Consider the following 22,445-nt stretch of genomic DNA (forward strand, 5'->3'; position numbering starts at 1 on the left):
ATGGCACTGACCCGTGAGCAGATGGCGGCCCGCGCCGCCCAGGAGCTGTCCGACGGCTCGTACGTCAACCTCGGCATCGGCTTGCCGACGCTGGTCCCCAACTACGTCCCGGACGACGTCGAGATCGTCCTGCAGTCCGAGAACGGCATCCTCGGCGTCGGCGCGTATCCCTATGAGGGAGAAGAGGACCCGGACCTCATCAACGCCGGCAAGGAGACCGTGACCCTGCGTCGTGGGGCGTCCTTCTTCGACTCGGCCCAGAGCTTCGGCATGATCCGCGGCGGGAAGGTCGACGCGGCGATCCTCGGCGCGATGCAGGTGTCCGCGAAGGGCGACATCGCCAACTGGATGATCCCCGGCAAGATGGTCAAGGGCATGGGCGGCGCGATGGACCTGGTCCACGGCGCCAAGAAGGTCATCGTCCTCATGGAGCACAACGCCAAGGACGGGTCCTACAAGATCGTCGACGAGTGCTCGCTGCCCTACACCGGCCGCGGCGTCGTCCAGCGGATCATCACCGACCTGTGCGTCTTCGACGTCACCGACGACGGCCTGGTCCTGCGCGAGCTCGCCGAGGGAGTCACCGAGGACGAGGTCCGCGAGAAGACCGAGCCGAAGTTCACGACCGACCTCGCCTGACGGGACCAACGGCTGACGCGACGAGGGTTGACGGCCCGACGGGCCGCGTGAGCCATCCCGATCCTCCTGACGCACGACGAAGGGCCCGCACCATCGGTGCGGGCCCTTCGTCGTCGCCTCAGCTGTTCGCTGCGGTCGTCAGCGTCCGGCTCGAGACCACCGCCGTGCCACCCACCGCGGTGAGCGTCTCCAGCTGGGAGCTCGTCTGCAGCGTCGCGAGGGCGTCGCCGCCGAGGGTGGAGCCCTGCGTCAGCGCGATGACGCGCTGGAGGGTGCCTGCCACGAGCGAGTCGACCAGGGCGCCGTCCCTGCCCGAGGTCAGCACGATCTCGGACCTCACCGGCATGCGGGGGCCGTAGAACGCCGCGACGGCTGCCGAGACCTCGTACCGGTCCGCCCCGCCGAGCCGCGTGATGGTGGTGAGCCCGGCCGCCTTGAGCTGCGACTGGACCGTCGCGGAGACGACCGCCTCGCCACCGACGATCCGGGCCGCCGTGGCCCCGGTGGCGGTCAGCGCCGAGCGGGTCGAGTCGTGCAGGCGGTCGACCGGCGTGAGCAGGATCGGCTCACGCAGGGCGGACGCGGGTCCGGACACCCCGAGGGCGTCGGGCAGGCCCTCGCCGCCGGCGATGACGACGGTCGGCACGGCGCGCTTGGACTTGATGAGCTTGGCCACCAGGGCGGACGTCGCGAACCGGTTGGCCCCACCGAGGCGCTTCACCGTGATGCCGCGCTTGGTCAGCTGGGAGGCCACCGCGTCGGAGACGACCGAGGTGCCACCGACGATGTATGCCGTCCTGACGGCGCTGCCGCGGCGGTTCAGCTCGGTGACGGTGGCGGAGGGGAGCCTGCCCTGCTGGGTCAGCAGGAGCGGGCCACCCACGGTGGCGGCCAGCGGCCCGGAGACGGCGGCGTCCACGAGCAGGCCGTCGCCGCCGGCGATGACCACGGCGCTGGCGGACTGCGACACGCGACCGGCGACGGCGGCCGCCGAGGCGTAGCGGTCGGCCCCGGACAGTCGGCCAGTGAGGTGCCGGATCATCGTCGAGTTCACCTGACCGGAGAACGGCGACCCCGAGGCGACCACGGCGCGGAGCCGGTCGCCGGTGACGGTCTTGACCGTCCCTGCCGACGAGGTGGCGGTCGCGGTGCGGACCCCGCCGTTGGCGGTGCGGTCGGACAGGTCCAGCCGGGCGACGTCGGTGAGTCCGAAGACCCTGGCCAGCGAGGAGGTGCTGGCGACCTGGCGCCAGTCGCGTGCCGGGTTGCTGGACTTGAGGCTCCACGGGTCCGAGACACCGCGCAGGTACGGCAGCGGCGTGCCGCCCCAGACGTCCTCGTTGTTCTCGGTACGTCCCCCCGAGGACGAGGAGAAGAAGGCCTGGATGATGGCGCCGTCGTACCGGGCGACGTAGCCGCGGTCGGCGGACGACGCGGCGCGGACGGCGTTGCGCCAGTTGGGCCACCACGGCTGGTTGCCGTTGCCCAGCACGGTCGAGTAGCCGGCGTAGACCTGGTCGGCGGTGGTGTCGTAGAGGTGGCAGTCGCAGGACGACTTCACCTTCCCGCCGAGCGCCTGGTACTTGCTCAGGGCGTAGCCGCGCGCTGCGGCGGCCTGGGCCTTCAGCGCCTCCACGTTCCACGACCAGGGGCTCTCGGCGATGTAGTCGAGGTACTCGTCGTGCAGCCGCACGCGGTTGACGACGTTCCAGCTGCTCGTGCCGTAGGGCTTCATCCGGACGGTGCCGTCGCGGTACTGCGTCCCGCCGATCTTCATCAGGGTCTTGTCGTTCATGCCCGGGAGGCTGTCCCAGCGCAGGATGGCCGTCGCGCCCGCGAGCGAGGTCGCGCCGGTGCACGACGAGCAGCTGGCCTTGATGGTGGCGCCCGAGCGGCTGAACGCCACCGCGTCACCGAGCTTGCCGGTCATGGTGCGGGAGTCACCGGCGACCACGACGGTGAACGCGCCGCCACCGTTGCCCGACGCGACCAGGGACGGGACGGCCGTCACCGTGCTCGACCCGGAGACCTGGTTGAGGATGTTGACGTCCAGCGTCTGGTTGTCGGTGACCGCGTCGTACGTCGTGCCCGTGTAGTAGTGCCGCAGGATCTGCGAGGCCGTGCTGCCGGCCTTGGCCATCTCGAACGCGCCGTACTGGCTCATGCCGATGCCGTGGCCCCAGCCTGCTCCGCGCAGCACCCACGAGGACGCCCCGGCAGCGGTCGCGCCCGCGCCGGCCGCGCGCTGCGCGTCGGTGGCGGCCGCGGCTTCGCTGGGGCCGACCGCCTGGGCCGTCGGGTCGAGGGCCGGCCCGTCCGGGTTGCCGTCGGCGGGGCTCTCCTCGAACGTCGGGCGCGGCTGGTTGGCGCCCCACTGCGGGTCCGGTGCGGAGCCGGCGGCGGACGCCGCGGTGGGCACGGCCAACCCGAGGGCTACGGCACCGACGGCCGTCGCAGCGAGGGAGCGGACGGCATACCGTCGCGTGGTTCGGAACACGGGGGGTGTCCTCTCACTCTCATGAGTCTGTCGGAGCGGGCAGGAGGCGCCGCCAAATCGGGCAACAGGGCCCACAGTCACACATCGGTCACGGTGGTCCCAGCCTGAGGAGAACAGCCGTGGCCTTTTCGTTACGCGGGCCACCCCACCACCCGCACCGCCGATTCTCCTCCTCCCCCACCGCGCCTGACCAGCGTCACGTGCACGGGCCACTAGGCTGGCCGACGATGAACGACGACGTCTGGCTGGTCATACCGCTCTACAACGAGGCCCAGGTCATCGGTGACGTGGTGGCCACCGCCAGAGCGGTCTTCCCGCACGTCGTCTGCATCGACGACGGGTCGCGCGACGCGAGCGCCGCTGCCGCCGAGGCCGCAGGTGCCGTCGTGGTGCGGCACCCCGTCAACCTCGGGCAGGGCGCGGCCCTCCAGACCGGTTTCAGCTACGCCCTCGGCGACCCCGGTATGCAGTGGGTCGTCACCTTCGACGCGGACGGGCAGCACCAGGTCGCGGATGTCGTGGCGATGCTGGACAAGGCGCGCGCGGAGTCGCTGGACGTGGTCTTCGGGTCGAGGTTCCTCGACGACCGGACCAAGGCGTCGTTCCTCAAGAAGCTCGTCCTGCGGGCAGCGGTCGGCTACACCAACCTCACCACCAAGACCCGGCTCACCGACGCGCACAACGGCCTGCGGCTGATCTCGCGGCCCGTGGTCGAGCGGATCGACATCACCCAGAACCGCATGGCGCACGCGTCGGAGCTCGTCGCCCAGATCGGCGACATGGACGTCCGGTACGGCGAAAGCCCGGTGCACATCCTCTACACCGACTACTCCAAGGCCAAGGGCCAGTCGATCTGGAACGCCGTCAACATCCTCGTGGAGCTGATTCTCCGATGACCAACATCGTGCTGATCCAGGTCGTGCTCATCGGTGTCGTGGTGGCGGTCGTCGCGAGGCTGTTCCGGTTCAACGGGGCCCGCGCCCAGGCCATCCGTCGCCTCGGGCTGCTGCTGTTCGCCGCGTTCGCGGTCTTCTCGATCCTCGTGCCCGACGTCTGGAACCGCATCGCCCGCTTCGTCGGTGTGGGCCGCGGCACGGACATGGTGCTCTACGCGCTGGTCGTGGCGTTCCTCAGCTTCACCGTGACGACGTACCTGCGGTTCCGCGACCTCGAGACGCGGTACACCCGCCTCGCGCGCCGGCTCGCGCTCGACGAGGCGAAGCGCGACTTCCCGGCGACAGGGCAGCCCGCGTCCATGCCCGCGTCAAGGCCCGCCACAGGGCCCGCGTCAGGGCGCGATCTTGGCGATGTGCTCGATGAGACCGGTGGTCGAGACTGACGGGGTCCGCGGCAGGTAGACCACCTCGCAGACGTCGCTGACCCAGTCGAACTTGCCGGCCCAGTCGTCGCCCATGACGAGCACCGACGCCCCGTGCTCGACGATGTAGTCGCGCTTCTTCTCCAGCGACTCCTCGACGAAGACCTCGTCGACCATCTTCAGGCTGCTGATGATCTCGACCCGCTCGTCCTGGTCGAAGACCGGGGCCCGGCCCTTCTTGGCCATGTTGAGCTCGTCGGCGGAGACGCCGACGACGAGGCGGTCACCGAACTCCGCCGCCCGCTTGAGGACCCGGATGTGGCCGACGTGCAGCACGTCGAAGGTGCCGAAGGTGATGACGGTGCGCTCGGTCACGCGGTGCTCCTCGCTCGGTGGACCCGCCGGGTGGCCGGCGAGGTGGTGCTGGGTCGTTGCGACACGTCAGGCATCGGCGTCGAGGTCGTGGTTGTAGCGCTCGAGGACGTCCTCCATGGGACCGTCCATCGTGAGCGCGCCCTTGCGCAGGTAGAGACCACGGGTGCTGAAGCGGCGCAGGTCCTTCTCGGAGTGGGAGACGAGGAACAGCGTCTTGCCGTCCTCGAGCAGCGACTCCATCCGGCCGTAGCACTTCTCGCGGAAGCCGCGGTCGCCCACCGCCAGCACCTCGTCGACAAGGACGATCGGCTCGTCGAGGGTGGTGACCACGGAGAAGCCGAGCCGCACCTTCATGCCGTTGGAGAAGTGGCGGTAGGGGGTGTCGAGCCCGGCCCGCACCTCCGGACCGGCGAAGTCGACGATCTCGTCGAACCGCTCCTCGATCTGCGCCTTGGACAGGCCGTGCAGGCCGGCCGTCAGGTGGATGTTGTCGCGGGCCGACAGCTCGCCGAGGAAGCCGCCGGTGAGCTCGATGAGCGGGGCCACCCCGCCCGTCACCTGCACGTCGCCCTCGTCGGGGAGCAACACCCCGGCGATCATCTTGAGCAGGGTGCTCTTGCCGCTGCCGTTGCCGCCGACGAGGCCGACGGCCTCACCGGGCCTGATGTCGAAGCTGACGTCGCGCAGCGCCCAGAAGGTCTCGCGGGTCGCCCCGGTGCGTCCGTGGAAGATCATCTCGCGCAGCTGCATGCGACGGCGGCGGGAGCGGTAGAACTCCACACCCAGCCCGCGGGCGGAGATGATCGGCTCGTGGTGGTCGACCATCAGATCTCCTTGAGCACGGCGCGCTCGAGCCGCGTGAAGACACGGACACCGATGAGCAGAAGGGCCACGGACACGACGACGGACGCCGCGATGGCACCCCACAGGATCGGGAACCTGTCATGGGGGAAGAGGCCGGCCCGCATCGCCTCGAGGATGCCGACCAGCGGGTTGATCCAGGTGACCTTGTCGTAGGGGTGAGGGACGAGGTGCGCTGCGTAGATCACCGGGGTCGCGTAGAACAGCACCCGGCTGACGATGCGCACGACCCGCTGGGTGTCGGTGACCAGGGCCGTGATCGGCGCGAGGATCAGTCCGATCCCGATGAGGGCGATGCACTGGACGAGCACCGCGAGAGGGAAGAGCACGATCCACCCGTTGAGGTGCAGCTCGCCCCTGGCGATGTAGACGACGGCGAAGAAGATCAGCACCGGCAGGGACAGCAGGTACTCGATCCCCTTGGAGAACACCACCCGCAGAACCCACAGCTCGCGCGGCAGGTTCGTCGACCGGACGAGCTTCTGCTCCTGGATCAGCGAGCGCGACGTGTCCGTGAGGCACCCCGAGAACCACTGCCACGACAGCAGACCCACGACGAGGAACATGAAGTACGGCTCGTGGCCGAGGTCGTCGCGCTTGAAGATGTAGACGAAGACCAGGAAGTAGATCGACGACATCAGCAGCGGGTCGAGGATGGTCCACACGTAGCCGAGCACGCTGCGGGAGTAGCGCACTCGCAGGTCGCGCACGATGAGGGTCCACAGGACGCTGCGGCGGGACACGACCGCCTGGGTCCGCGTGATCAGCTTCATGGGTCCTTCGCCTGTCAGGGCCAGCATCCACCGGGGGTGGACGGGCATCGTCCGGTGGGCATCATCTCGCGTGCCGCCCGCCGACGCAGGCTACGCCACCCCGGTATCCTCGGCGCAGCCCGGTGGAGCAGCCGGGGCGCCGCTGAACGACGAACAGGACACCATGACTCGACTGCCCTCGATCCCACACCGTGACGAGGCCGTCGTCAGCCTCACGTGGGTCGTCAGCTCGGCGGTCATGCTCGTCGCGGCGTTCCAGGAGTGGGGCTGGGTGCTCGCCGCGGCGCTGGTCGTCAACTACGTCGCCGACGGCGCCTTCTACACCGTGGACCCGCGGGCAGTCGCGTGGTTCAACGCCCGCGAGATGGCCCCGGTCCACCGCCACCTGTTCCGCCAGGCCGTGGCCTTCCTCGGCTGGGCGCTGCTGACCACCCCGACGGTCACCCTGGTCGTCGTGGCGATGGCCTCGGTCCTGGTCATCCACGGCGCCCACGCCGCATACCGGCTCCTCGGGGCGTGGACCCGCCGGCGACGCCGCGGACGCGTCTGGTGGCGGGGGCTGGACGTCAACGGCGCGGAGAGCGGACCGACCATCCTCCCCACCACCCTGCCGCGGGTCTGGACCATCGCCGGCGCGCGGTTCGCGCTGCACGTGGACGTGGCCTTCGTCCTGGGGCTCGTCGCCTCCTGGACCCTCGGGGCTGCCTGGCCGGTATGGGTCGGGCTGGCGCTCGTCGTCGTCGGCGGGGTGTTCGTCGTGGCGCGGGGACTGGCGCGGCGTCGCCTGGTCGACCGGCTGCCCACGCCGCAGGAGGAGAAGGCCGAGGTCCTCGCCGCTCTCGAGCAGCTCGCCCCCGAGGTCGTCGTGTACTTCAGCGGCGGACCCGACACGACCTACCAGCTCAACGTCTGGCTCGAGACCATCGACCGCATCGAGCAGCCCACGGTGATCTTCATCCGCGAGAGCCGCCACCTCGACGCCCTCCTGCCGACCCGGACCCCGGTCGTGGTGCTGCCGAAGGCCAAGGACGTGGAGGCGTTCCAGCTGCCGTCGATGCGGGTGGCGCTCTACCCCACCACCGTCATCAAGAACAACCACATGATCCGCCTGCGCGGACTGCGCCACGTCTTCATCAACCACGGCGACGGCGACAAGTCGGTCACCTACAGCCCGCTGCACCGGGTGTTCGACGAGATCTGGGTGGCCGGCGAGGCGGCCCGCGACCGCTACCTCCAGCGCGGCGAGGGCGTGCGTCCCGACCAGCTCGTCACGGTCGGGCGTCCGCAGCTGGCCCACATCGAGGCCGTCCCCGACAGCGCTCAGCAGGCCTCGCCGCTGACCGTGCTCTACGCCCCGACGTGGGAGGGCAACTTCGAGGGCGTCAACTACTCGTCCGTGGCACCGATGGGCGAGCTGATCGTCGACGCGCTGCTCGGGGCCGACCGCGAGGTCCGGGTGCTGTTCAAGGCGCACCCGGCCACCGGCACCCGGCTCAACGCCGCCGCCACCGCCCGCGCCGCCATCGAGCACCGCCTCGCCTCGGGGCCGCACGAGGTCGTCGGAACCGAGCCCGACGCCCTGTACCGCGCGTTCAACGAGGCCGACGTCCTGGTCGCCGACATCTCCAGCGTCGTCGCGGACTTCCTCGCCTCCCGCAAGCCCTACCTCGTGACCAACCCCAAGGGCGTGCCGCTGGACGAGTTCCACGCGGAGTTCCCCAGCACCGCGGGCGGCGGGGTCGTCGGCCCCGACGCAGCGGCCGTCCTGGCGGCTCTCGAGGACGCCGCCGGCCCGGACACGCTGCGCCGGCGCAGGCTCGAGCTCGCCACCTACTTCCTCGGCGAGCCCGTCGAGGACCCCATCGCCCGGTTCACCGACGAGGTCACCCGCGCCGTCGGGCGCAGCGAGGCGGCGCTCGCGCGCAGCATCGCCGCCGCCCAGGTGCAGGCGATCGAGTCCGAGGCCGTCGAGGAGAACGCGTGAAGACCTACCTGCCCGTCATCGGCGTGCTCGGCGCGGGCTTCGCCCTGCTTGCGCTGGCCCTCCCCCTGGCCGGTGACCACCCGGCGCTGTCGGCCGTCGTCTTCGTCCTCGGCACCCTCGTGGGGCTGCTCGGCGAGGGGATGGTCCGCCAGCAGCCCCGCGTCGGTCGCGCGCTGGAGTCCTTCGGTGCCGGGCTGACCGTCCGCACCGGCGTGCGCGGCCTGCTGCTCGGGGGTCTCGCCGTCGCCGCGTTCGGCGCGGACCACGGCACGGTCGTCCTCGTCGCGTTCACCCTCGCCGCCGTCTGGCTCGCCCGCCTGGCCCTGCAGGTGCTCCTGGCCGACGCGCGGGCCCACCGGTTGTCGCCGGTCACCTGGCGCAACTTCGAGGTACCCGGCGTGGTCCGGCGCGCTCCGATCGCGCCGGTCCTGCTCGGCGAGGGCCAGCGCTGGATCTCGGCCGCGACCCTGTCGCTGGTGGCCGGCGTGGTGGTCCCGCTGGCAGGCGGGCCGGACGCCGCCGTCCCCGTGGCCGCCGTCGTCGCCGCAGGCATCTGCGCCCTGTTCGTGACCCTGGCCCTCGTGGACGCGCTCCGCGCCCGACGGGACACGACGCACGAGGAGACGGTCGAGCTGCTGGCCGACGCCCTGCGATCGCTCGCGCCCGAGGCGTTGTTCTACTACAGCCGCCCCGAGGCGATCGGCTACATCGCCAACGTCTGGATGCCGACGCTCGAGCAGATCGACCGCAAGGTCGTCGTCCTGGTCCGTGAGGCCTGGAACGAACCCCTCGTGGCCACCGACACGCTCCCGGTCGTCATGGTGAGCCGCGCCGGCGACATCGAGCGCGTGGTGCCGCCCTCGGTGCGGATCGCCCTCTACCCGTCCAACGTCGCCACCAACAACCACCTCCTGCGGCTGCCGGGGATCGTCGACGTGTTCGTCGGCCACGGTGACAGCGACAAGGGCGGCAGCGCCACCGTCCTCACCCGCATCTTCGACGAGGCGTGGGTCAGCGGTCCTGCCGCCCGGGACCGCTACCGCGTCGCCGACGTGGGCGTCCGCGACGAGCAGGTCCGCGAAATCGGTCGCCCCCAGCTCGCCGACATCGAGAGGGTGGCCGCGCCACTGACCGAGGACCACCACGGCGAGGACGCGCAGTCGCAGTGGGACTACACGGTGCTCTACGCCCCCACCCGCGAGGGGTTCTTCGCGGAGTGGGAGTACTCCTCGATCCTCAGCCAGGGCCGGGTCGTCCTCGAGACGCTGCTCGCGATGGACGGGGTGCGGGTGCTCTTCAAGCCGCACCCCGGCACCGGCACGGACGACCCCGCGTTCGGTGACGAGGTCGAGGCGCTCAAGGAGCTCGTCGCCGCGGCAGGGAGCCCGCACGAGGTGGTCACCGGGTCCGAGGGGCTCTACCACGCGTTCAACCGGGCCGACCTGCTCGTCAGCGACATCTCGAGCGTCATCACCGACTTCCTCGCCTCGGGCAAGCCGTACGTCGTGACTCAGTTCGGCACGAGCAGCCCCGAGCAGTTCCGCCTGGAGTTCCCCTCCGCCGCCGGCGCCTACATCCTGGTCGGCGACGGCAGCGAGGTCGCCGCCCACGTCCGGGACGCCCGTGAGGTCGACTCGCTCAGCGAGGACCGGGCCAGGACGACCGCCTACCTGCTCGGGGAGCAGCAGGGCGACCCGGTGGAGCGGTTCGACCGCGCCTTCGACGAGGCCGTGGCCCGGTGGGGCCGGCGGCCGGCGGCGAGCGCCTGACGTAGGCCGGCGGCGCCTGACGAGCGCCGTCAGCGGCTGACGGACCTGCGCAGCTTCGCGGCCAGCCCCGTCAGGCGCTCCGCCCCGGTCGGAGCGCTGGACGCGGGCCTGCTGGTGACGCCGAAAGGGGTCACGACGACGACGTCCGACAGCGAGACCGCACCCCACCGTCCGGGTGCCGTCAGCGACAGGGCGTACGTCCCGGGTCGCAGTGGCGCCTGGCCCGTCGGGGCGCCGGCGACCCAGCGGCCGCCTTCGGTGGACACCGGCCACGAGCTCTTGTGGCCGTCGGCGCGCCGGAGCGTGAGCGTCCCGGTGCCCGCCGCACCCTGCTCGACGTGGGCACCGGGCACCAGCTCGACCTGCGTCCGTGACGCGGACCGCACCCCGGTGCGGCCCACGAGCGTGCGCGCGCGCTCCTTGCTGATCCCGACGTTGAGGCTCAGGTTGCCATGGGGATCGGTGTCGAACCGCTCGACCAGCCTGCCGTCGGACGCGACGCAGACGTCAGGGACGGACAGTCCCTCGACGCGCTCTGCCCCGAGGCGCTGCTGACGGGCCCAGCCGAACGCCCCGATGCGGAGGTGGAAGTCCTGCTTGCCTGCTCGCAGCGGTGAGCCCCCGGCAGCCGAGGCAGGGTCGACCAGCGCGGTCCCCCTCCAGACGACCTCCTGCCCGGAACCGGATGGTTCGAGCTGCACGAGCAGGGGCTCGGGCAGGAACCACTCGTCGCGCAGCTCTCGGTGCCGGAGCACCACGTCCCCGTGGACGCTGTCGAGCTGGTCGTCGACCCGGCGCTCCTCGTCGGTGCAGGCGGCGCCGACGACGTCGCGAGGCAGGAACAACCGGCCGTCGCGGGACTCGAGGACGAGGGGGTTCCCACGGTGGGTCAGGCGGGCCTCGACGTCGAGCTCGAAACCTGCCTCGGTCCACCGCATCCCCGTCAGCTGGGCTGCCACCTTGACGGCGTTGTACTCCTTGGCGAGGGCGATGATCGGCTCGCGTCCCCCGGCGCGGACGATGCCGGCCCGCACCCGCATGGCTGCACCCATACCGGCGTCCACGGAAGCGGGGAAACGCTCGTCGAGCAGCGCGCGGACCTCCGAGAGCAGGGCGTCGAAGTAGTCCTCGGGGTGCTTGAGCACCTTGCCACCGCCGAGCCGACCGAGCAGCTCCACGCGCAGGAACCGGCGGTAGAAATGGTCCCGACCCTCGCCCGGCTCGGTGTGCGCGTCGACGACGTCGAGCACCTCGCGCAGGTTCGCGTAGTAGACGGCCGGGTCGAAGCGCTTCGACCCCGCGTTGCCCCCGTCCGGGCGACGCAGGTACCGGTAGCAGACGTAGTCGCCGACGATCGTGGCGGTGTCCGCGGCGAAGTAGGCCTTCGCCATGTAGAGCTGGTCCTCGAGGCGGCGGGGACCCTCGGGGTAGCGGATCCCCTTCTCCCGCAGGAAGTCCGCTCGGAACATCTTGTGCGGGGTGAGGCTCTCCATCAACGGGGCGTCGAACACGGTGCACGACGGACGGTGGGAGCGGTAGACCTCGTGGTTGACTCCCCGGAAGTCGCTGATGACCTTGCCGAGGACGACGTCGGCACCGTTGGCGGCACCCAGCGTGTGCATCCGTTCGAGGGCTTCGGGCTCCATCGTGTCGTCCTGGTCGACGAACATGACGTAGTCGCCCTTGGCCTGGTCGGCCCCGGTGTTGCGCGGCTTGCCCGGCCACCCCGAGTTGGGGATCGGGATCACGGTGACCTGCGGGTGCTCGGCCGCCACCGCCTGCAGCTTCGCCAAAGAGTCGTCCGTGGACCCGTCGTCGACGAAGATCAGCTCGAGGTCCTCGGCCGCCATCGTCTGGCCGAGCAGGGACTCGATGCAGGGGTCGATGTAGGGGCCGGGGTTGTAGACCGGCACCACCACGCTCACCTTGACTGGCACTGCATACCCCTCTCGCGGCAGCCGCAGCCGCCGACTCCTAGGCCTGGCTGGGACCGCTCGCAGCGGCGTCGGCGTCCGCGGGCATCTCGTCGTGCGGCTCGGTCTGGTGCATGTCGTCGGCGAGCGCCGCGGTCAGCTCGTGCGAGGAGAACGGGTCGGCGCGGCGGATGTCGATGACGTGGCCGGTCAGGTCGGACACGAGCACGCGCAGCGCCGCGCGGGCGACGGTCTCGGACTCCAGCAGGCTGTCGGCGGGCTCCTGCCCGAAGGCCTTGGTGCGCATGGGCGTCCCGGTGCGCTCGGGGTTGACGCAGTTGACGCGCACGCCCGAGGAGGCCCACTCGTCGGACAGCGCCTGGGTGAGGTTCACCGTGGCGGCCTTGGCCGAGGAGTAGAGGCTGTAGCCGGAGCGCCCACGCGTGTAGGAGCTCGAGGTGAACAGCAGCAGCGCTCCCCCGGACTCGCGCAGGTAGGGGTAGAACTCCTGGGCGATGAGGATCGGCGCGATGTAGTTGACCTCGGTCGCGGCGTAGATGGTCTCCTCGGTCGTCTCCTCGAGCGTCCCGCGGGGCAGCACCCCGGCGGTGTTGACGACGAAGTCGACGCGACCGGTCTCCTCGAGCACCTGCTGGCGGGCGGCCACGATGTCGGAGCGACGCTCGACATGGGTGCGCGTGCCGGAGCGGCTGAACGCCCGCACCGTCGCACCGAACCGCTCGGCGAGGCTGACGATGTCGGCGCCGATGCCGTAGCTGCCGCCGAAGACGACGACGGTCTTGCCGCGCAGCACCTCGCCGAACTCGTCGTCGGTGTGGTCCTGCGGCTGGTCGTGACTGGTCAGCTGGAAGAGCTTGTCGGCGAGGTAGACGTCGATCGGCTCGGTGACCTTCATGTTCCGCTCGTCACCGGCGACGACCGCGATCGGCACGTCGGGCAGGTAGCGCAGCACGACGGTGCAGTCGTCGGTGGCGGTGAAGTTGGGGTCCTTCGACGCCAGCTCGTAGGCCTTGGTGATCACCGACTTCCGGAAGCCCTGGGGTGTCTGGCCGCGGCGCAGCTCCGCACGCTTGAGGACATCGCTGATCTCGTCCTCGTCGGTGACCGAGATGATCGTGTCGGCCGACGGGATCGCGGTGTCGACGGCCTCGTAGGTCTCCAGCGCGGCGACGCAGTCGCGGACGATCCGCTGGCTGAGCAGGGGCCGGACGGCGTCGTGGAACAGGACGTTGCACTCCTCGGCGCCGAGCGCCTGCAGGGCGCGACCGGTGGTGCCGTTGCGGGTGTCGGCACCCTCGAGGATCTGGGTCACCTTGGAGTACCCGCCGTTGGCGACGATGGCCCGCACCGGGTCGAGGTGACCCGGCGTCATCATGATGATGATCTCGTCCACGAGCGGGCTGCTGTCGAGCACCTCGATCGTGTGCTCGATGATCGGCCGTCCGGCGATCTTGATGAGCTGCTTGGGGATGCTGAGCCCCACCCGGCTCCCGACTCCACCGGCAAGGACCACGGCAACCGTGCGCAACGCTGTCACGCGCCAGACCCTATCGCGCGCGGCCACGACCCCGGGCCCACCACCGCCGCCCGCGGGTGTCGACCGCCCCGGCCCGCTACAGGACTGTCGGACCACGGACCCTGCGGGACTGCGCGACCCCACGACGGGAAACCGACCACCGGCCGCCCCTCGTATGCTTCGGCCATGACCTCAGCGCTGCCGTCCCACGTCCGGGACGGGTACCGCTGATGGCTCTCGGCACGACCACCTGGCTCCAGGCCGCTCCTGTCGTCCTGGTCGCCCTCGTCCTGCTCGTCACCCCCGGCGGCGTGGCCGCGCGGCTGGCCGGTGCCCGCTGGAGCACGGCGCTCGCCATCGGTCCGCTGCTCTCGACGTCGGCGATCGTCCTCGGCGGTGTCGTGGCCGGCGTCCTCGGAACGTCGTGGGGTGCGCCGGCACTGGCCGCCGCTCTCGTGGCGCTGCTCGTCGTGGGTGGCGTGGTCGGGCTGGTGCTGAGGTCGCGCCCGGAGCCGGTCGAGGAGGGCCGCCCCGTCGTGCCCCTGCTCGTCGGCACGCTGCTGTCCGCCGTCGTCGTCACCGTCTCGGTCGTCTGGGCGACCGGTCGCCCGACGGCCTTCCCGCAGAGCCCCGACACCATCTACCACCTCGGCACGGTCCGCTGGATGCTCGATGAGCAGGACGTCTCGACGCTGCACGCAGGAGGGTTCGCGTCCGTCTCCGGCACCGGCTTCTACCCCGCAGCCTTCCACGCGGTCGTCACGACGGTGGCCCAGCTCACCGGTGCCTCCCCGGTCGTCGCGACCTCGGCCGTGGTGCTCGCGGTGTCGGCCGTGGTCTGGCCGCTCGGCCTGCTGCTCCTCGCCCGCAAGGTCGTCGGTGGCGGGTGGGGCCCGAGCCTCGCGACCGCCCTGGCGGCCGTCGCCTTCTCCGGCTTTCCCTACTGGTTGATGGGGTATGGCGTGCTGTGGCCCAACCTCTTCGGCCAGGCCCTGCTGCCGGCCGCCCTGGCCCTGCTCCTCGCCGTGGTCGACGGCCCACGCCGCGCCCGCTCGCTGGTCCTGGGACTCCTGTCGCTGCCGGGGCTGGCGGTCGCCCACCCGAACGCCCTCATCGCCTTCGTCCTCATCGGCACGGTGGTCGTCGTGCTGGGCCTGCTCTCCCAGGCGTGGCGGCTGCGGCGCTCGCGGCGCTGGGCGGCGGTCGGCACTGCAACGGCGGCCCTGCTCACCCTGCTCGCGCTGGGCGCGGTCTGGGCCGTCATGACGACGGTCTCGGTGGGGATGCGCGAGTCCAACCCCGAGGGCCCCGAGATGACCGTGGCCGAGGGCGTCGTCGACGTCCTGTTCCAAGCCCCGCGCGCAGTGCCCCCGGCGTGGGTGGCCGGCTCCCTGGTGCTCGTGGGTCTCCTCGTCCTGCTCGCCCGCCGCCGCCACCTCTGGGTCGTGCTCGCCCACCTCATGGTCACCAGCCTGTATGTCGCCGTCGTCCTCGTCGACTCCCCGGCGACGCGTTTGCTCACCTGGCCCTGGTACAACAACAGCCCGCGACTCGGCGCCCTCATGGTGCTCACCGCCGCCCTGCTCACCGCCGTGACGCTGACCGAGCTCGGGGCGCTGCTGGCCCGGCTCGTGGCGCGGCGCTCTTCCGACCCGACCCCGCTGAGCGCCGCTGCCGGCGGCACCGGGCCCGTCCCGACGCCGACGGCCGGTCCCGCCCGCTCGTTCGCTGCGGCCGCCGCGGTCGCGGTCACCTTCGCCGTGGCCACCGCAGGCCTTGGCGTCGGCGCCCACCGACAGGTCATCGAGGAGTACTTCGCCGTGCCGGCCGAGGATGGCTGGGCGAGTGAGGCGGACCTGCAGGCCCTGAGGACGTTGGGCGCCCGCGTCCCGGCCGGCGAGGTCGTCGCGGCTAACCCGTGGAAGGGCGGCAGCTACCTCTACCTCACCAGCGACCGCCGGATGCTCTTCCCCACCGAGAAGGCGTGGGCCGTCGGTGACCGCGAGCTCCTCGGCGCCGACCTCGACCGGGCTGCCGAGGACCCGGCGGTGTGCGAGGCCGCCCGCCGCCAGGACGTCGGCTGGGTGCTCACCGGGGGCAGCTCGATGACGGACAGCACGGCGCAGGAACGCCGCTACGCCGGGGTGGACGGGGTCGGGGACGCCGCCGGGTTCTCCCTCGTCGACCGCGCGGGCGACTACGCGCTGTACCGGCTCGACGCGTGCACCACCGGCTGAGCCGCGTTCAGCTCTCGAGGGCAGCCGCCAGCGCCGCCTCGAAGCGTCGCGTCGCGGCACCGGGGCTGACGTCCCCGAAGTAGTGGGCGACGAGGTCGTCCCAGCCGGGCGGCATACCGGCGAGGACCGCACGCAACCGCTCGGCGACGTCCGGCGCCTCGTCCGCGGACAGGCGCGGGACGAGCTCGAGCAGGGGTGAGGTGGGGGTCGTCGTACGCGCGTCGGCGGGCACCGTCACGAGCATGGGACGACCCGTGGCCAGCCAGTCGTAGGCCACCGCGGACGGGTCGGTGAGGCAGACGTCGGCAAAGGTGAGCTGCCAGCCGTAGGGCCCAGCGTCGACGACGTGGTCGGTGCCCTCGAGCAGCGCGCGGACCTCGCGGTCGGCGGCGCGGTAGCTCGGTGACGTCGTGCCCGCGCGAGGGTGGGGCCGGTAGATGACGCGGAAACCGCCGTCGGACACCAGCGCCCGGACCACGGACGCACCGTGCGAGGCCACCGAGCCGTACGCCATCCGCGGGCGGTCGCCCTCCCACGTCGGGGCATAGAGCACCCGGACCCGGTCGTCGCGCGGCCAGTCGGGGGCACCCTCACGCACGTGGTCCAGCTGGGGCCGGCCCACCATGGGAGCCCGGGCCGCGGCGTCGAACCCGCGCAGCGCCCGGCTCAGCCGCTCGCGTCCGGCCGGACCGGCGACGAACACCTGGTCGTAGGCCTTGTTCTGGTTGGAGACGCTGGAGTCCTTGTCGCTCTCGCCGTGGCCGAGGTAGATGTGCACCGGCTCGGCGAAGCGCAGCATGCGGAAGTTGCGCTCGAGGTGGTTGACGTAGAGGACGGCGCGGGCGCCGGCGTCGACGAGGGCCTCGAGGTCCGGCGCGCCCCGCGTCAGGCGGACCGGAAGGCTCGTCGCCGCCAGCGCGGCGCGGGCCCCGTCGGGTCGGGTGCACGCGATGACCAAGGGGTACGACGCGTGCAGGGACTCCAGCACCGGCAGCCAGTCGGCGAGCTGGTAGAGCTCTGTCGGGCCCCCGGCGAAGAACACCACGACCGGGGCGTCGGGCAGCGGGTCACGGTCGCGGGCGGTGGCCGCCACCGAGGAGGCCCGCAGGTAGTTCGACGCCTGGACGCCGAGCGTGCGCGCCACGTGGGCCACCCTGCTCATCGCACCAGTCCCCTTCTCCGTCGACGGCACCCGGCGTCCTCGCGGCCGAGGCGAAAGCATACGCGGCGCCATCCCCACGACCCCGCCACGCCGCGCCTGCGGGACGCGCGCGGGGTGGCCGCCCCACCGACGTCCGACGGGTAGCCTGACCTCTCCCCGCCCCCTTCCCGAGAGCCGACCTGCCGATGACCTCCGACGCCCCCCTCCCCCCGGACGGGCGAGACGTCGGGTCGTTCAGCACACCGCACCCGAAGGTCTCCTACGTCATCCCCGTCCTCAATGACGCGGATGCCCTGCGCCCGGCCATCGACGCGGTCCTGCGGCAGGACTACGACGGGGAGCAGGAGGTCGTCATCGCGGTCGCCCCGTCGCACGACGGCTCGCGCGAGATCGCCGACGAACGCGCGCGCGTCGACTCGCGGGTGGTCGTCGTCGACAACCCCGACGTGCACATCCCCGCGGGCATGAACCGCGCCGTCGCGGTCGCCACCGGCGAGGTCGTCGTCCGGGTCGACGCGCACTCCGAGCTCCCCGAGGGCTACACCCGCCGCATGGTCGACGTGCTCGCCACGACCGGCGCGGTCAACGTCGGCGGGGTCATGCACGCGCAGGGTCGCAGCCCCGTGCAGTCGTCCGTCGCCCGCGCCTACAACAGCGGCCTCGGCCTCGGCGGCGGCTCGTACCACTCGGGCGTCGAGACCGGCCCCGGCGAGTCCGCCTACCTGGGCGTCTTCCGTCGCTCGTTCGTCGACCGCCTCGGCTGGTACGACACGACGATCCGCCGCGGCGAGGACTACGAGCTCAACCAGCGGATCCTCGGTGCCGGGGGCGTGATCTGGTTCGTCCCCGACGTGCGCGTCACCTACTGGCCGCGGGAGAGCTGGGCGTCGTTGGTGCGCCAGATGTACGCCACCGGGGTGTGGCGCGGCGAGCTCGTCCGCCGTCGGACCCCGATGTCCTACCGGTATGCCGCCGCGCCGCTGCTGGTCCTCGGCCTCGCCTCGAGCCTGGCCGTGGGGGTGGCCCAGCTCGCCGGTGCGCCCGCCGTGCCCTGGGCCGTCGTGCACCTGGCCCCGGCGGCGTATGCCGCGTTCCTCGGCTACGCCGCCGCGACCCTGGGTGGGCACGGACTGGTCGAACGCGCCCGCGACGCAGGGATCATCGCGACGATCCACCTCACGTGGGGGGCCGGGTTCCTGCGCGGGGTGGCGCTCGGCGCCGGTGACACCGTGGACCGCTCGCGCGTCATCGACGGCGAAGAGCTCCCGCCGCCACCAGCCGGTCGACGGTCCGCCGCGCCGCGCCGCCGTCGTCGAGCGGGTTGAACTCGGCCCGCCACGCGGCATACCGCTGCGCCCACCGGTCCTGCGCCCCGGCGGCACCGAGCACGGCCTCGACGCACTGCTCCGTGCTCTCGACCAGCGGGCCGGGAGCCCGGGCCCCAAGGTCCCAGTAGAAGCCGCGGGTCCGCGTGCGGTACTCCTCCTGGTCGGGGACGAAGAAGACCATCGGGCGGCCCGAGGCGCTGAAGTCGAACATCACCGACGAGTAGTCGGTGACGAGCACGTCGGCCGTCGCGAGCAGGGGGCTGACGTCGGGGTAGCGGGTCACGTCCAGCACCCGCTCCCCCAGCGCGGACTCCCGCTCCGCCATGGTGCGGGCGTGGCCGCGGACCAGCACCGTCCAGTCCGGGCCGAGTCCTGCGGCGAAGGCGGCCACGTCGAGCAGGACCGGGGCCGCGAGGGCGCCGTCGCGCCAGGTCGGGGCGTAGAGGACGACATGGGGGGTGCGGATGCCCAGCTCCTCGCGCACCACGGGGTCAGTGCCCGACCGGCTGCGGGCGACGACGTCGTTGCGGGGGTAGCCCTCGACCCACAGCGGGCGGGCCACGGCGTAGGCACGCCGCAGGACCGACGCGGCGGCCGGGCCCTGTGCCAACATCGCCGACCAGCGGGTGGACTGCTTGACGACCGCGGCCATCGCGCGCGGCGACAGGTCGCGCCGGCCCAGGGCGATGCGCTTGAGCGGGGTGCCGTGCCAGGTCTGCAGCACGAACTGGTCGCGCCGGGGCCGCCACGCGTCCTCGATCCAGTCGTTGACCACAAGCAGGTCCGCGGCGTCCCTGGCACGGGAATGCTCCGGGGTGCCCACGACGACCGCGCGGGCTCCCGACGGGACGACGACCGTCTCGTCCACGACCGACCAGATGCGCTCGACCTGTGGCGCACGGGCGGCGAGCTCGCGGTCGATCGCGGCGGGGTTGCACGAGGCGTTGCGTCCGTTGAAGCTCTCGAAGAAGACCAGACCCCGCAGCTCGTCGTCGGCCTCGCGGCGTGCGGTGGGCGGCAGCACCTGGTGGGCGTTCCCCGCGGCAGCCCGGACGCCCTGCTCGAGCTCGAGGACTCGGTCCACCACGCGCGCCGCCGAGCGGCCGTCGCGGTGCTCGTGGTGGCGCTCGACCAGCGCGGCCGAGTGCGCGCGGGCGACGTCCCGCGCCGACCCCGGGGCCAGCACGGCGTCGAGGCGGTGCAGCACCTGCGACCAGGACCGCTCCACGCGGCCGCCGCTGGTCACCTCGTAGGGCTCGTAGAGGCCGTGCCGCCGGGCGTAGTCCTCGACGTCCGGGGCGAAGAAGACCACCGGCCCACCGGTGACGGCGAAGTCGACGACGGCCGACGAGTAGTCGGTGACGAGGACGTCGGCGGCCCACAGGACGGCCATGAGCTCGGGCTCGGCCGCGGCGGTGAGGAGCCGGACGGTGTCCCCGTCCGCGACGTAGTCACCGACTCCGAGGGGGTGGGGCCGCACGACGAGCACGGCGTCGTGCGCCCGGAGCCAGTCCGCGAGCGCGGTGCGCTCGTCCGGGTCGGGGACCACGGGGTCGGCGCGGCCGTCGCGCCAGGTCGGGGCGAAGAGGACCACCGTGCGGTCGCCGAGCGGACCCACCGCCGCCTCGAGCCGGGCCCGGGCGGCCAGCCGACGGTCCTCGGCCGAGCCGGCGAAGAGCACGTCGGTGCGGGGCTCGCCCAGGACCTGCACCCGACCGTCCGCGAGGCCGAACGCGCTCTGCAGGCGGGGCGCCACCTCCGGGGAGGACGCCGGCAGCAGGCTGATGCGCGAGGTCCCCCGCCGGTACATCCGGCGGGTCAGCTCCCGCGCAGGACCCCACCCGCCGACGACGGGCAGCTGGAGGGCGGCGGGGCTGTCGAGGTGCATCCGCTTCAGCGGGCTGCCGTGCCAGAGGTTGACGAGCACCGCACCCCGGCTGCCGAACCGGCTCGCGTCCCCGAAGCCGTGCGTGACCACGACGACCCCCGCACGCAGCGCCGCCCAGAACGCGCGCCACGACCCGTGCCGCAGGGCCACCGCCCCGAGGGCACGGGCGTCCCGGGCCTCCCCGTCGGTGCGGGCGAGCCAGGTCACCCGGGGTGCGTCGGCGCGGGACAGCGCCTCGACCACGAGGGCCCGGGCGCCGTCGTGCACGCCGAACGCGCTCCCCACGACCCACCGGCCCGGCCTCCTAGGGACAACCCTGGAGAGCAGGTCGCCGACGAGGTACTGCGGCAGGGCCACCAGCTTCGCGGCGTTGGTGCGGGCGAAGGCATTGGTGGGCACCGGGCGATTATCGCCCAAGAGGCAGGTCAGGGTGCGGCGGAGCAGACCGACGACAGGTCGCCCTCCGCGGCGTTGCCGGCGGCCTTGGCCGGGTCCTGCACGGAGGTTCCCGGCTGCGGGGACGGCGCGGTGGATCCTGACGTCGACGCCGTGGACCCGGCGCCCGTGCCGCTCTTGACGGCCTTCGCGGTCTTGGTCGCCTTGTCGCTCTTCGTCGACTTGGCGGCCTTCTCCGAGGCCGAGATGGTCGAGGCGACCGTGCGGGTGACGACGGACGGGTCGTAGTCCCACGGCTTGATCAGCGGCGGGACGAAGTTGACGCTGCGGATCTTGTGGGTGCGCGCCTTCATCGCGAGGTCGGCGAACCGGCCGAGCTCGGACTGCGGCAGGTCGGTCTGGATCAGGCCCGAGCTCGCCGACGCGAGCTTCTGGAATCGCAGCAGCACGGTCTGCGGGTCGAGCTGGGCCGACATCGCGGTGAGGACGCAGCGCTGGCGGGCCATCCGCTCGTAGTTCGTCGAACCCTGCCTGGACCGGGCGTACCAGAGGGCGTGGTAGCCGTCCATGTGCTGGGTGCCCGGCTCGATCCAACCCAGGATCGGCGAGGAGCCGCCACCGATCGGGGTGCGGTAGCGCACCGTGATGTCGAGGCCGCCGACGGCGTCGACCATCTTGCGGAAGCCCTTGAGGTCGACCATGACGTAGTACTGGATGCTCAACCCGCTCAGCGCCTCGACGGCCTCACGGGTGGCGAGCACGCCCGGGTTGGCCGTGCCGGGCGGGAACAGCGCGGCGTGGTCCTGGGCCCAGGTGTACAGGCCGTTGAGCAGGCACTCGTCGCCGCAGTTCCAGCCCTCCGGCATGAGCCGGGCCATCGTCGAGCCCGGGCGGAAGTCGATGTTCTCGGTGTCGCGCGAGAAGCCGAACGTCACCGGGGCGCCGGTCTCGGCATCGATGCTGACGAGCTGGATGCTGTCGGGACGCGTGCCCACGCGGTTCTTGCCGGTGTCGGCGCCGAGCAGCAGGACGTTGTAGCGGCCGTCGACGGCACCGACGGCCTCGCCGTCGGAGAACAACGCCCCCAGGGCGTCCTTGCCGGCACTGACGCTGGTCGCGGCATACACGAGGCCACCGGAGGTGAGCACGAGCATCACGGCGGTGACGGCGGTGAGCGCACGGCGGGCCCGGATGACGAGGCTGCTCGGGCGGCCGAGCCGCCAGGCGTCGACGAAGAGCAGGGCCCAGAGCCCGGCGAAGCCGAGGATCACCCACTCCACCGCGCCCAGCACCCAGCCCTGGCCGAGCAGGCCGATCGCGAACGAGTGGCTGGCGAGGAACACCAGGCCGAGCAGGGCCACGAGCCCGATCAGCGACAGCCAGACGCGGACGGCGAAACGGCCGAGCCGTCGGTTCCCGGCGACGATCTGGGCGCTGCCGGGCAGCAGGAGGGTGAGCAGCACGAGGGTGAACGCGCGACGTCGACGCATGCCCGAGCTGAGGACGTCGGCATCGGCGAGGGTGCGGTGTGCGCGGCCTGAGACGTACACGCCGGCCTCGTCGTCCACGGTGGACGGGGCGGAGGTACGGCTCATGGTGGACCAGTATGCGGTGGTGCCACCGGGATTGGTGTGACGCGTGTGATTCTCCGAGTGTCGGGCCGTGACCGGCTGGATCCTCCCCCTTTCGGCCTGTCTGTCCGGCAGGTTCAGGCCCCCCGGGCCGCGTCGTTTTGCCACTCCCGCACCCGGAAGCGGACACTGGCCGG

The 22,445-nt window shown here is 72.1% G+C and carries 16 protein-coding genes; 7 read left to right on the top strand and 9 right to left on the bottom strand.

What is annotated here, in order from left to right:
• Window positions 1-639, top strand: coding sequence for a CoA transferase subunit B (locus ABD286_RS17690; RefSeq protein ID WP_344195921.1), 639 nt, complete (start codon window positions 1-3; stop codon window positions 637-639).
• 118 nt (window positions 640-757) lie between these two features.
• Here ABD286_RS17690 and ABD286_RS17695 read toward each other — a convergent pair whose 3' ends face one another.
• On the bottom strand, window positions 758-3,136 hold the full coding sequence (locus tag ABD286_RS17695) for a SpoIID/LytB domain-containing protein (RefSeq protein WP_344195923.1): 2,379 nt from the start codon (window positions 3,134-3,136) through the stop codon (window positions 758-760).
• A 227-nt stretch (window positions 3,137-3,363) separates the two neighbouring features.
• On the opposite strand from ABD286_RS17695, the gene ABD286_RS17700 reads away from it, so the two are divergent.
• Both ABD286_RS17700 and ABD286_RS17705 read left to right on the top strand, forming a co-directional pair.
• Window positions 3,364-4,032 (top strand): glycosyltransferase family 2 protein, encoded by a 669-nt coding sequence (locus ABD286_RS17700; RefSeq protein WP_344195925.1) that lies wholly within the window; start codon window positions 3,364-3,366, stop codon window positions 4,030-4,032.
• On the top strand, window positions 4,029-4,475 hold the full coding sequence (locus ABD286_RS17705; protein ID WP_344195927.1) for a DUF2304 domain-containing protein: 447 nt from the start codon (window positions 4,029-4,031) through the stop codon (window positions 4,473-4,475). Before ABD286_RS17700 ends, ABD286_RS17705 begins: the two co-directional genes overlap by 4 nt.
• Here the strand turns inward: ABD286_RS17705 and ABD286_RS17710 are convergent.
• The 3 genes from ABD286_RS17710 to ABD286_RS17720 all read right to left on the bottom strand — a co-directional run bounded on the left by ABD286_RS17710 (window position 4,425) and on the right by ABD286_RS17720 (window position 6,463).
• Window positions 4,425-4,829, bottom strand: a complete 405-nt coding sequence (locus tag ABD286_RS17710; RefSeq protein ID WP_344195929.1) for an FAD synthase family protein — start codon at window positions 4,827-4,829, stop codon at window positions 4,425-4,427. The two genes, ABD286_RS17705 and ABD286_RS17710, sit on opposite strands and share 51 nt — an antisense overlap.
• A gap of 66 nt (window positions 4,830-4,895) precedes the next feature.
• Complete coding sequence (locus ABD286_RS17715) at window positions 4,896-5,654, bottom strand: ABC transporter ATP-binding protein (protein WP_344195931.1); 759 nt, start codon at window positions 5,652-5,654, stop codon at window positions 4,896-4,898.
• Window positions 5,654-6,463 carry an ABC transporter permease gene (locus ABD286_RS17720; protein WP_344195933.1) on the bottom strand — a complete coding sequence of 270 codons (810 nt, stop codon included), beginning with the start codon at window positions 6,461-6,463 and terminating at the stop codon, window positions 5,654-5,656. Before ABD286_RS17720 ends, ABD286_RS17715 begins: the two co-directional genes overlap by 1 nt.
• 163 nt (window positions 6,464-6,626) lie before the next feature.
• On the opposite strand from ABD286_RS17720, the gene ABD286_RS17725 reads away from it, so the two are divergent.
• Together ABD286_RS17725 and ABD286_RS17730 are read left to right on the top strand one after the other, a co-directional pair.
• The gene (locus tag ABD286_RS17725; protein ID WP_344195935.1) at window positions 6,627-8,447 is read left to right on the top strand and encodes a CDP-glycerol glycerophosphotransferase family protein; all 1,821 of its coding nucleotides are present in this window, start codon (window positions 6,627-6,629) and stop codon (window positions 8,445-8,447) included.
• A complete protein-coding gene (locus ABD286_RS17730) occupies window positions 8,444-10,216 on the top strand; it encodes a hypothetical protein (RefSeq protein WP_344195937.1) in 1,773 nt (590 codons plus the stop codon). Before ABD286_RS17725 ends, ABD286_RS17730 begins: the two co-directional genes overlap by 4 nt.
• Window positions 10,217-10,245: 29 nt before the next feature.
• On the opposite strand, the gene ABD286_RS17735 is transcribed toward ABD286_RS17730, so the two are convergent.
• Both ABD286_RS17735 and ABD286_RS17740 read right to left on the bottom strand, forming a co-directional pair.
• The gene (locus ABD286_RS17735; RefSeq protein WP_344195939.1) at window positions 10,246-12,153 is read right to left on the bottom strand and encodes a glycosyltransferase family 2 protein; all 1,908 of its coding nucleotides are present in this window, start codon (window positions 12,151-12,153) and stop codon (window positions 10,246-10,248) included.
• Window positions 12,154-12,190: 37 nt separating this feature from the next.
• Window positions 12,191-13,687, bottom strand: a complete 1,497-nt coding sequence (locus ABD286_RS17740) for an SDR family NAD(P)-dependent oxidoreductase (RefSeq protein ID WP_344195941.1) — start codon at window positions 13,685-13,687, stop codon at window positions 12,191-12,193.
• Between the two features lie 209 nt (window positions 13,688-13,896).
• Here ABD286_RS17740 and ABD286_RS17745 point away from each other — a divergent pair, with 209 nt between their 5' ends.
• The gene (locus ABD286_RS17745) at window positions 13,897-15,903 is read left to right on the top strand and encodes a DUF6541 family protein (protein ID WP_344195943.1); all 2,007 of its coding nucleotides are present in this window, start codon (window positions 13,897-13,899) and stop codon (window positions 15,901-15,903) included.
• A 7-nt stretch (window positions 15,904-15,910) separates the two neighbouring features.
• Here the strand turns inward: ABD286_RS17745 and ABD286_RS17750 are convergent, their stop codons facing one another.
• The gene (locus ABD286_RS17750) at window positions 15,911-17,065 is read right to left on the bottom strand and encodes a CDP-glycerol glycerophosphotransferase family protein (RefSeq protein ID WP_344195945.1); all 1,155 of its coding nucleotides are present in this window, start codon (window positions 17,063-17,065) and stop codon (window positions 15,911-15,913) included.
• Between the two features lie 185 nt (window positions 17,066-17,250).
• Between ABD286_RS17750 and ABD286_RS17755 the strand changes: the two genes are divergently transcribed.
• The gene (locus ABD286_RS17755; protein WP_344195947.1) at window positions 17,251-18,390 is read left to right on the top strand and encodes a glycosyltransferase; all 1,140 of its coding nucleotides are present in this window, start codon (window positions 17,251-17,253) and stop codon (window positions 18,388-18,390) included.
• On the opposite strand, the gene ABD286_RS17760 is transcribed toward ABD286_RS17755, so the two are convergent.
• Together ABD286_RS17760 and ABD286_RS17765 are read right to left on the bottom strand one after the other, a co-directional pair.
• Window positions 18,311-20,680 carry a CDP-glycerol glycerophosphotransferase family protein gene (locus tag ABD286_RS17760; protein WP_344195949.1) on the bottom strand — a complete coding sequence of 790 codons (2,370 nt, stop codon included), beginning with the start codon at window positions 20,678-20,680 and terminating at the stop codon, window positions 18,311-18,313. The two genes, ABD286_RS17755 and ABD286_RS17760, sit on opposite strands and share 80 nt — an antisense overlap.
• A gap of 26 nt (window positions 20,681-20,706) precedes the next feature.
• Window positions 20,707-22,272 (bottom strand): LCP family protein, encoded by a 1,566-nt coding sequence (locus tag ABD286_RS17765; RefSeq protein WP_344195951.1) that lies wholly within the window; start codon window positions 22,270-22,272, stop codon window positions 20,707-20,709.
• Window positions 22,273-22,445: the final 173 nt, after the last annotated feature.

It is taken from the genome of Pedococcus aerophilus (assembly GCF_039532215.1).
Taxonomy (GTDB): Bacteria; Actinomycetota; Actinomycetes; order Actinomycetales; family Dermatophilaceae; genus Pedococcus; species Pedococcus aerophilus.

Coding starts and splice junctions, on each gene's coding strand:
- ABD286_RS17705 (WP_344195927.1), top strand. CDS start 4,029: ATGACCAACATCGTGCTGATCCAGGTCGTGCTCATCGGTGTCGTGGTG.
- ABD286_RS17745 (WP_344195943.1), top strand. CDS start 13,897: ATGGCTCTCGGCACGACCACCTGGCTCCAGGCCGCTCCTGTCGTCCTG.
- ABD286_RS17690 (WP_344195921.1), top strand. CDS start 1: ATGGCACTGACCCGTGAGCAGATGGCGGCCCGCGCCGCCCAGGAGCTG.
- ABD286_RS17765 (WP_344195951.1), bottom strand. CDS start 22,272: ATGAGCCGTACCTCCGCCCCGTCCACCGTGGACGACGAGGCCGGCGTG.
- ABD286_RS17720 (WP_344195933.1), bottom strand. CDS start 6,463: ATGAAGCTGATCACGCGGACCCAGGCGGTCGTGTCCCGCCGCAGCGTC.
- ABD286_RS17715 (WP_344195931.1), bottom strand. CDS start 5,654: ATGGTCGACCACCACGAGCCGATCATCTCCGCCCGCGGGCTGGGTGTG.
- ABD286_RS17750 (WP_344195945.1), bottom strand. CDS start 17,065: ATGAGCAGGGTGGCCCACGTGGCGCGCACGCTCGGCGTCCAGGCGTCG.
- ABD286_RS17725 (WP_344195935.1), top strand. CDS start 6,627: ATGACTCGACTGCCCTCGATCCCACACCGTGACGAGGCCGTCGTCAGC.
- ABD286_RS17700 (WP_344195925.1), top strand. CDS start 3,364: ATGAACGACGACGTCTGGCTGGTCATACCGCTCTACAACGAGGCCCAG.
- ABD286_RS17755 (WP_344195947.1), top strand. CDS start 17,251: ATGACCTCCGACGCCCCCCTCCCCCCGGACGGGCGAGACGTCGGGTCG.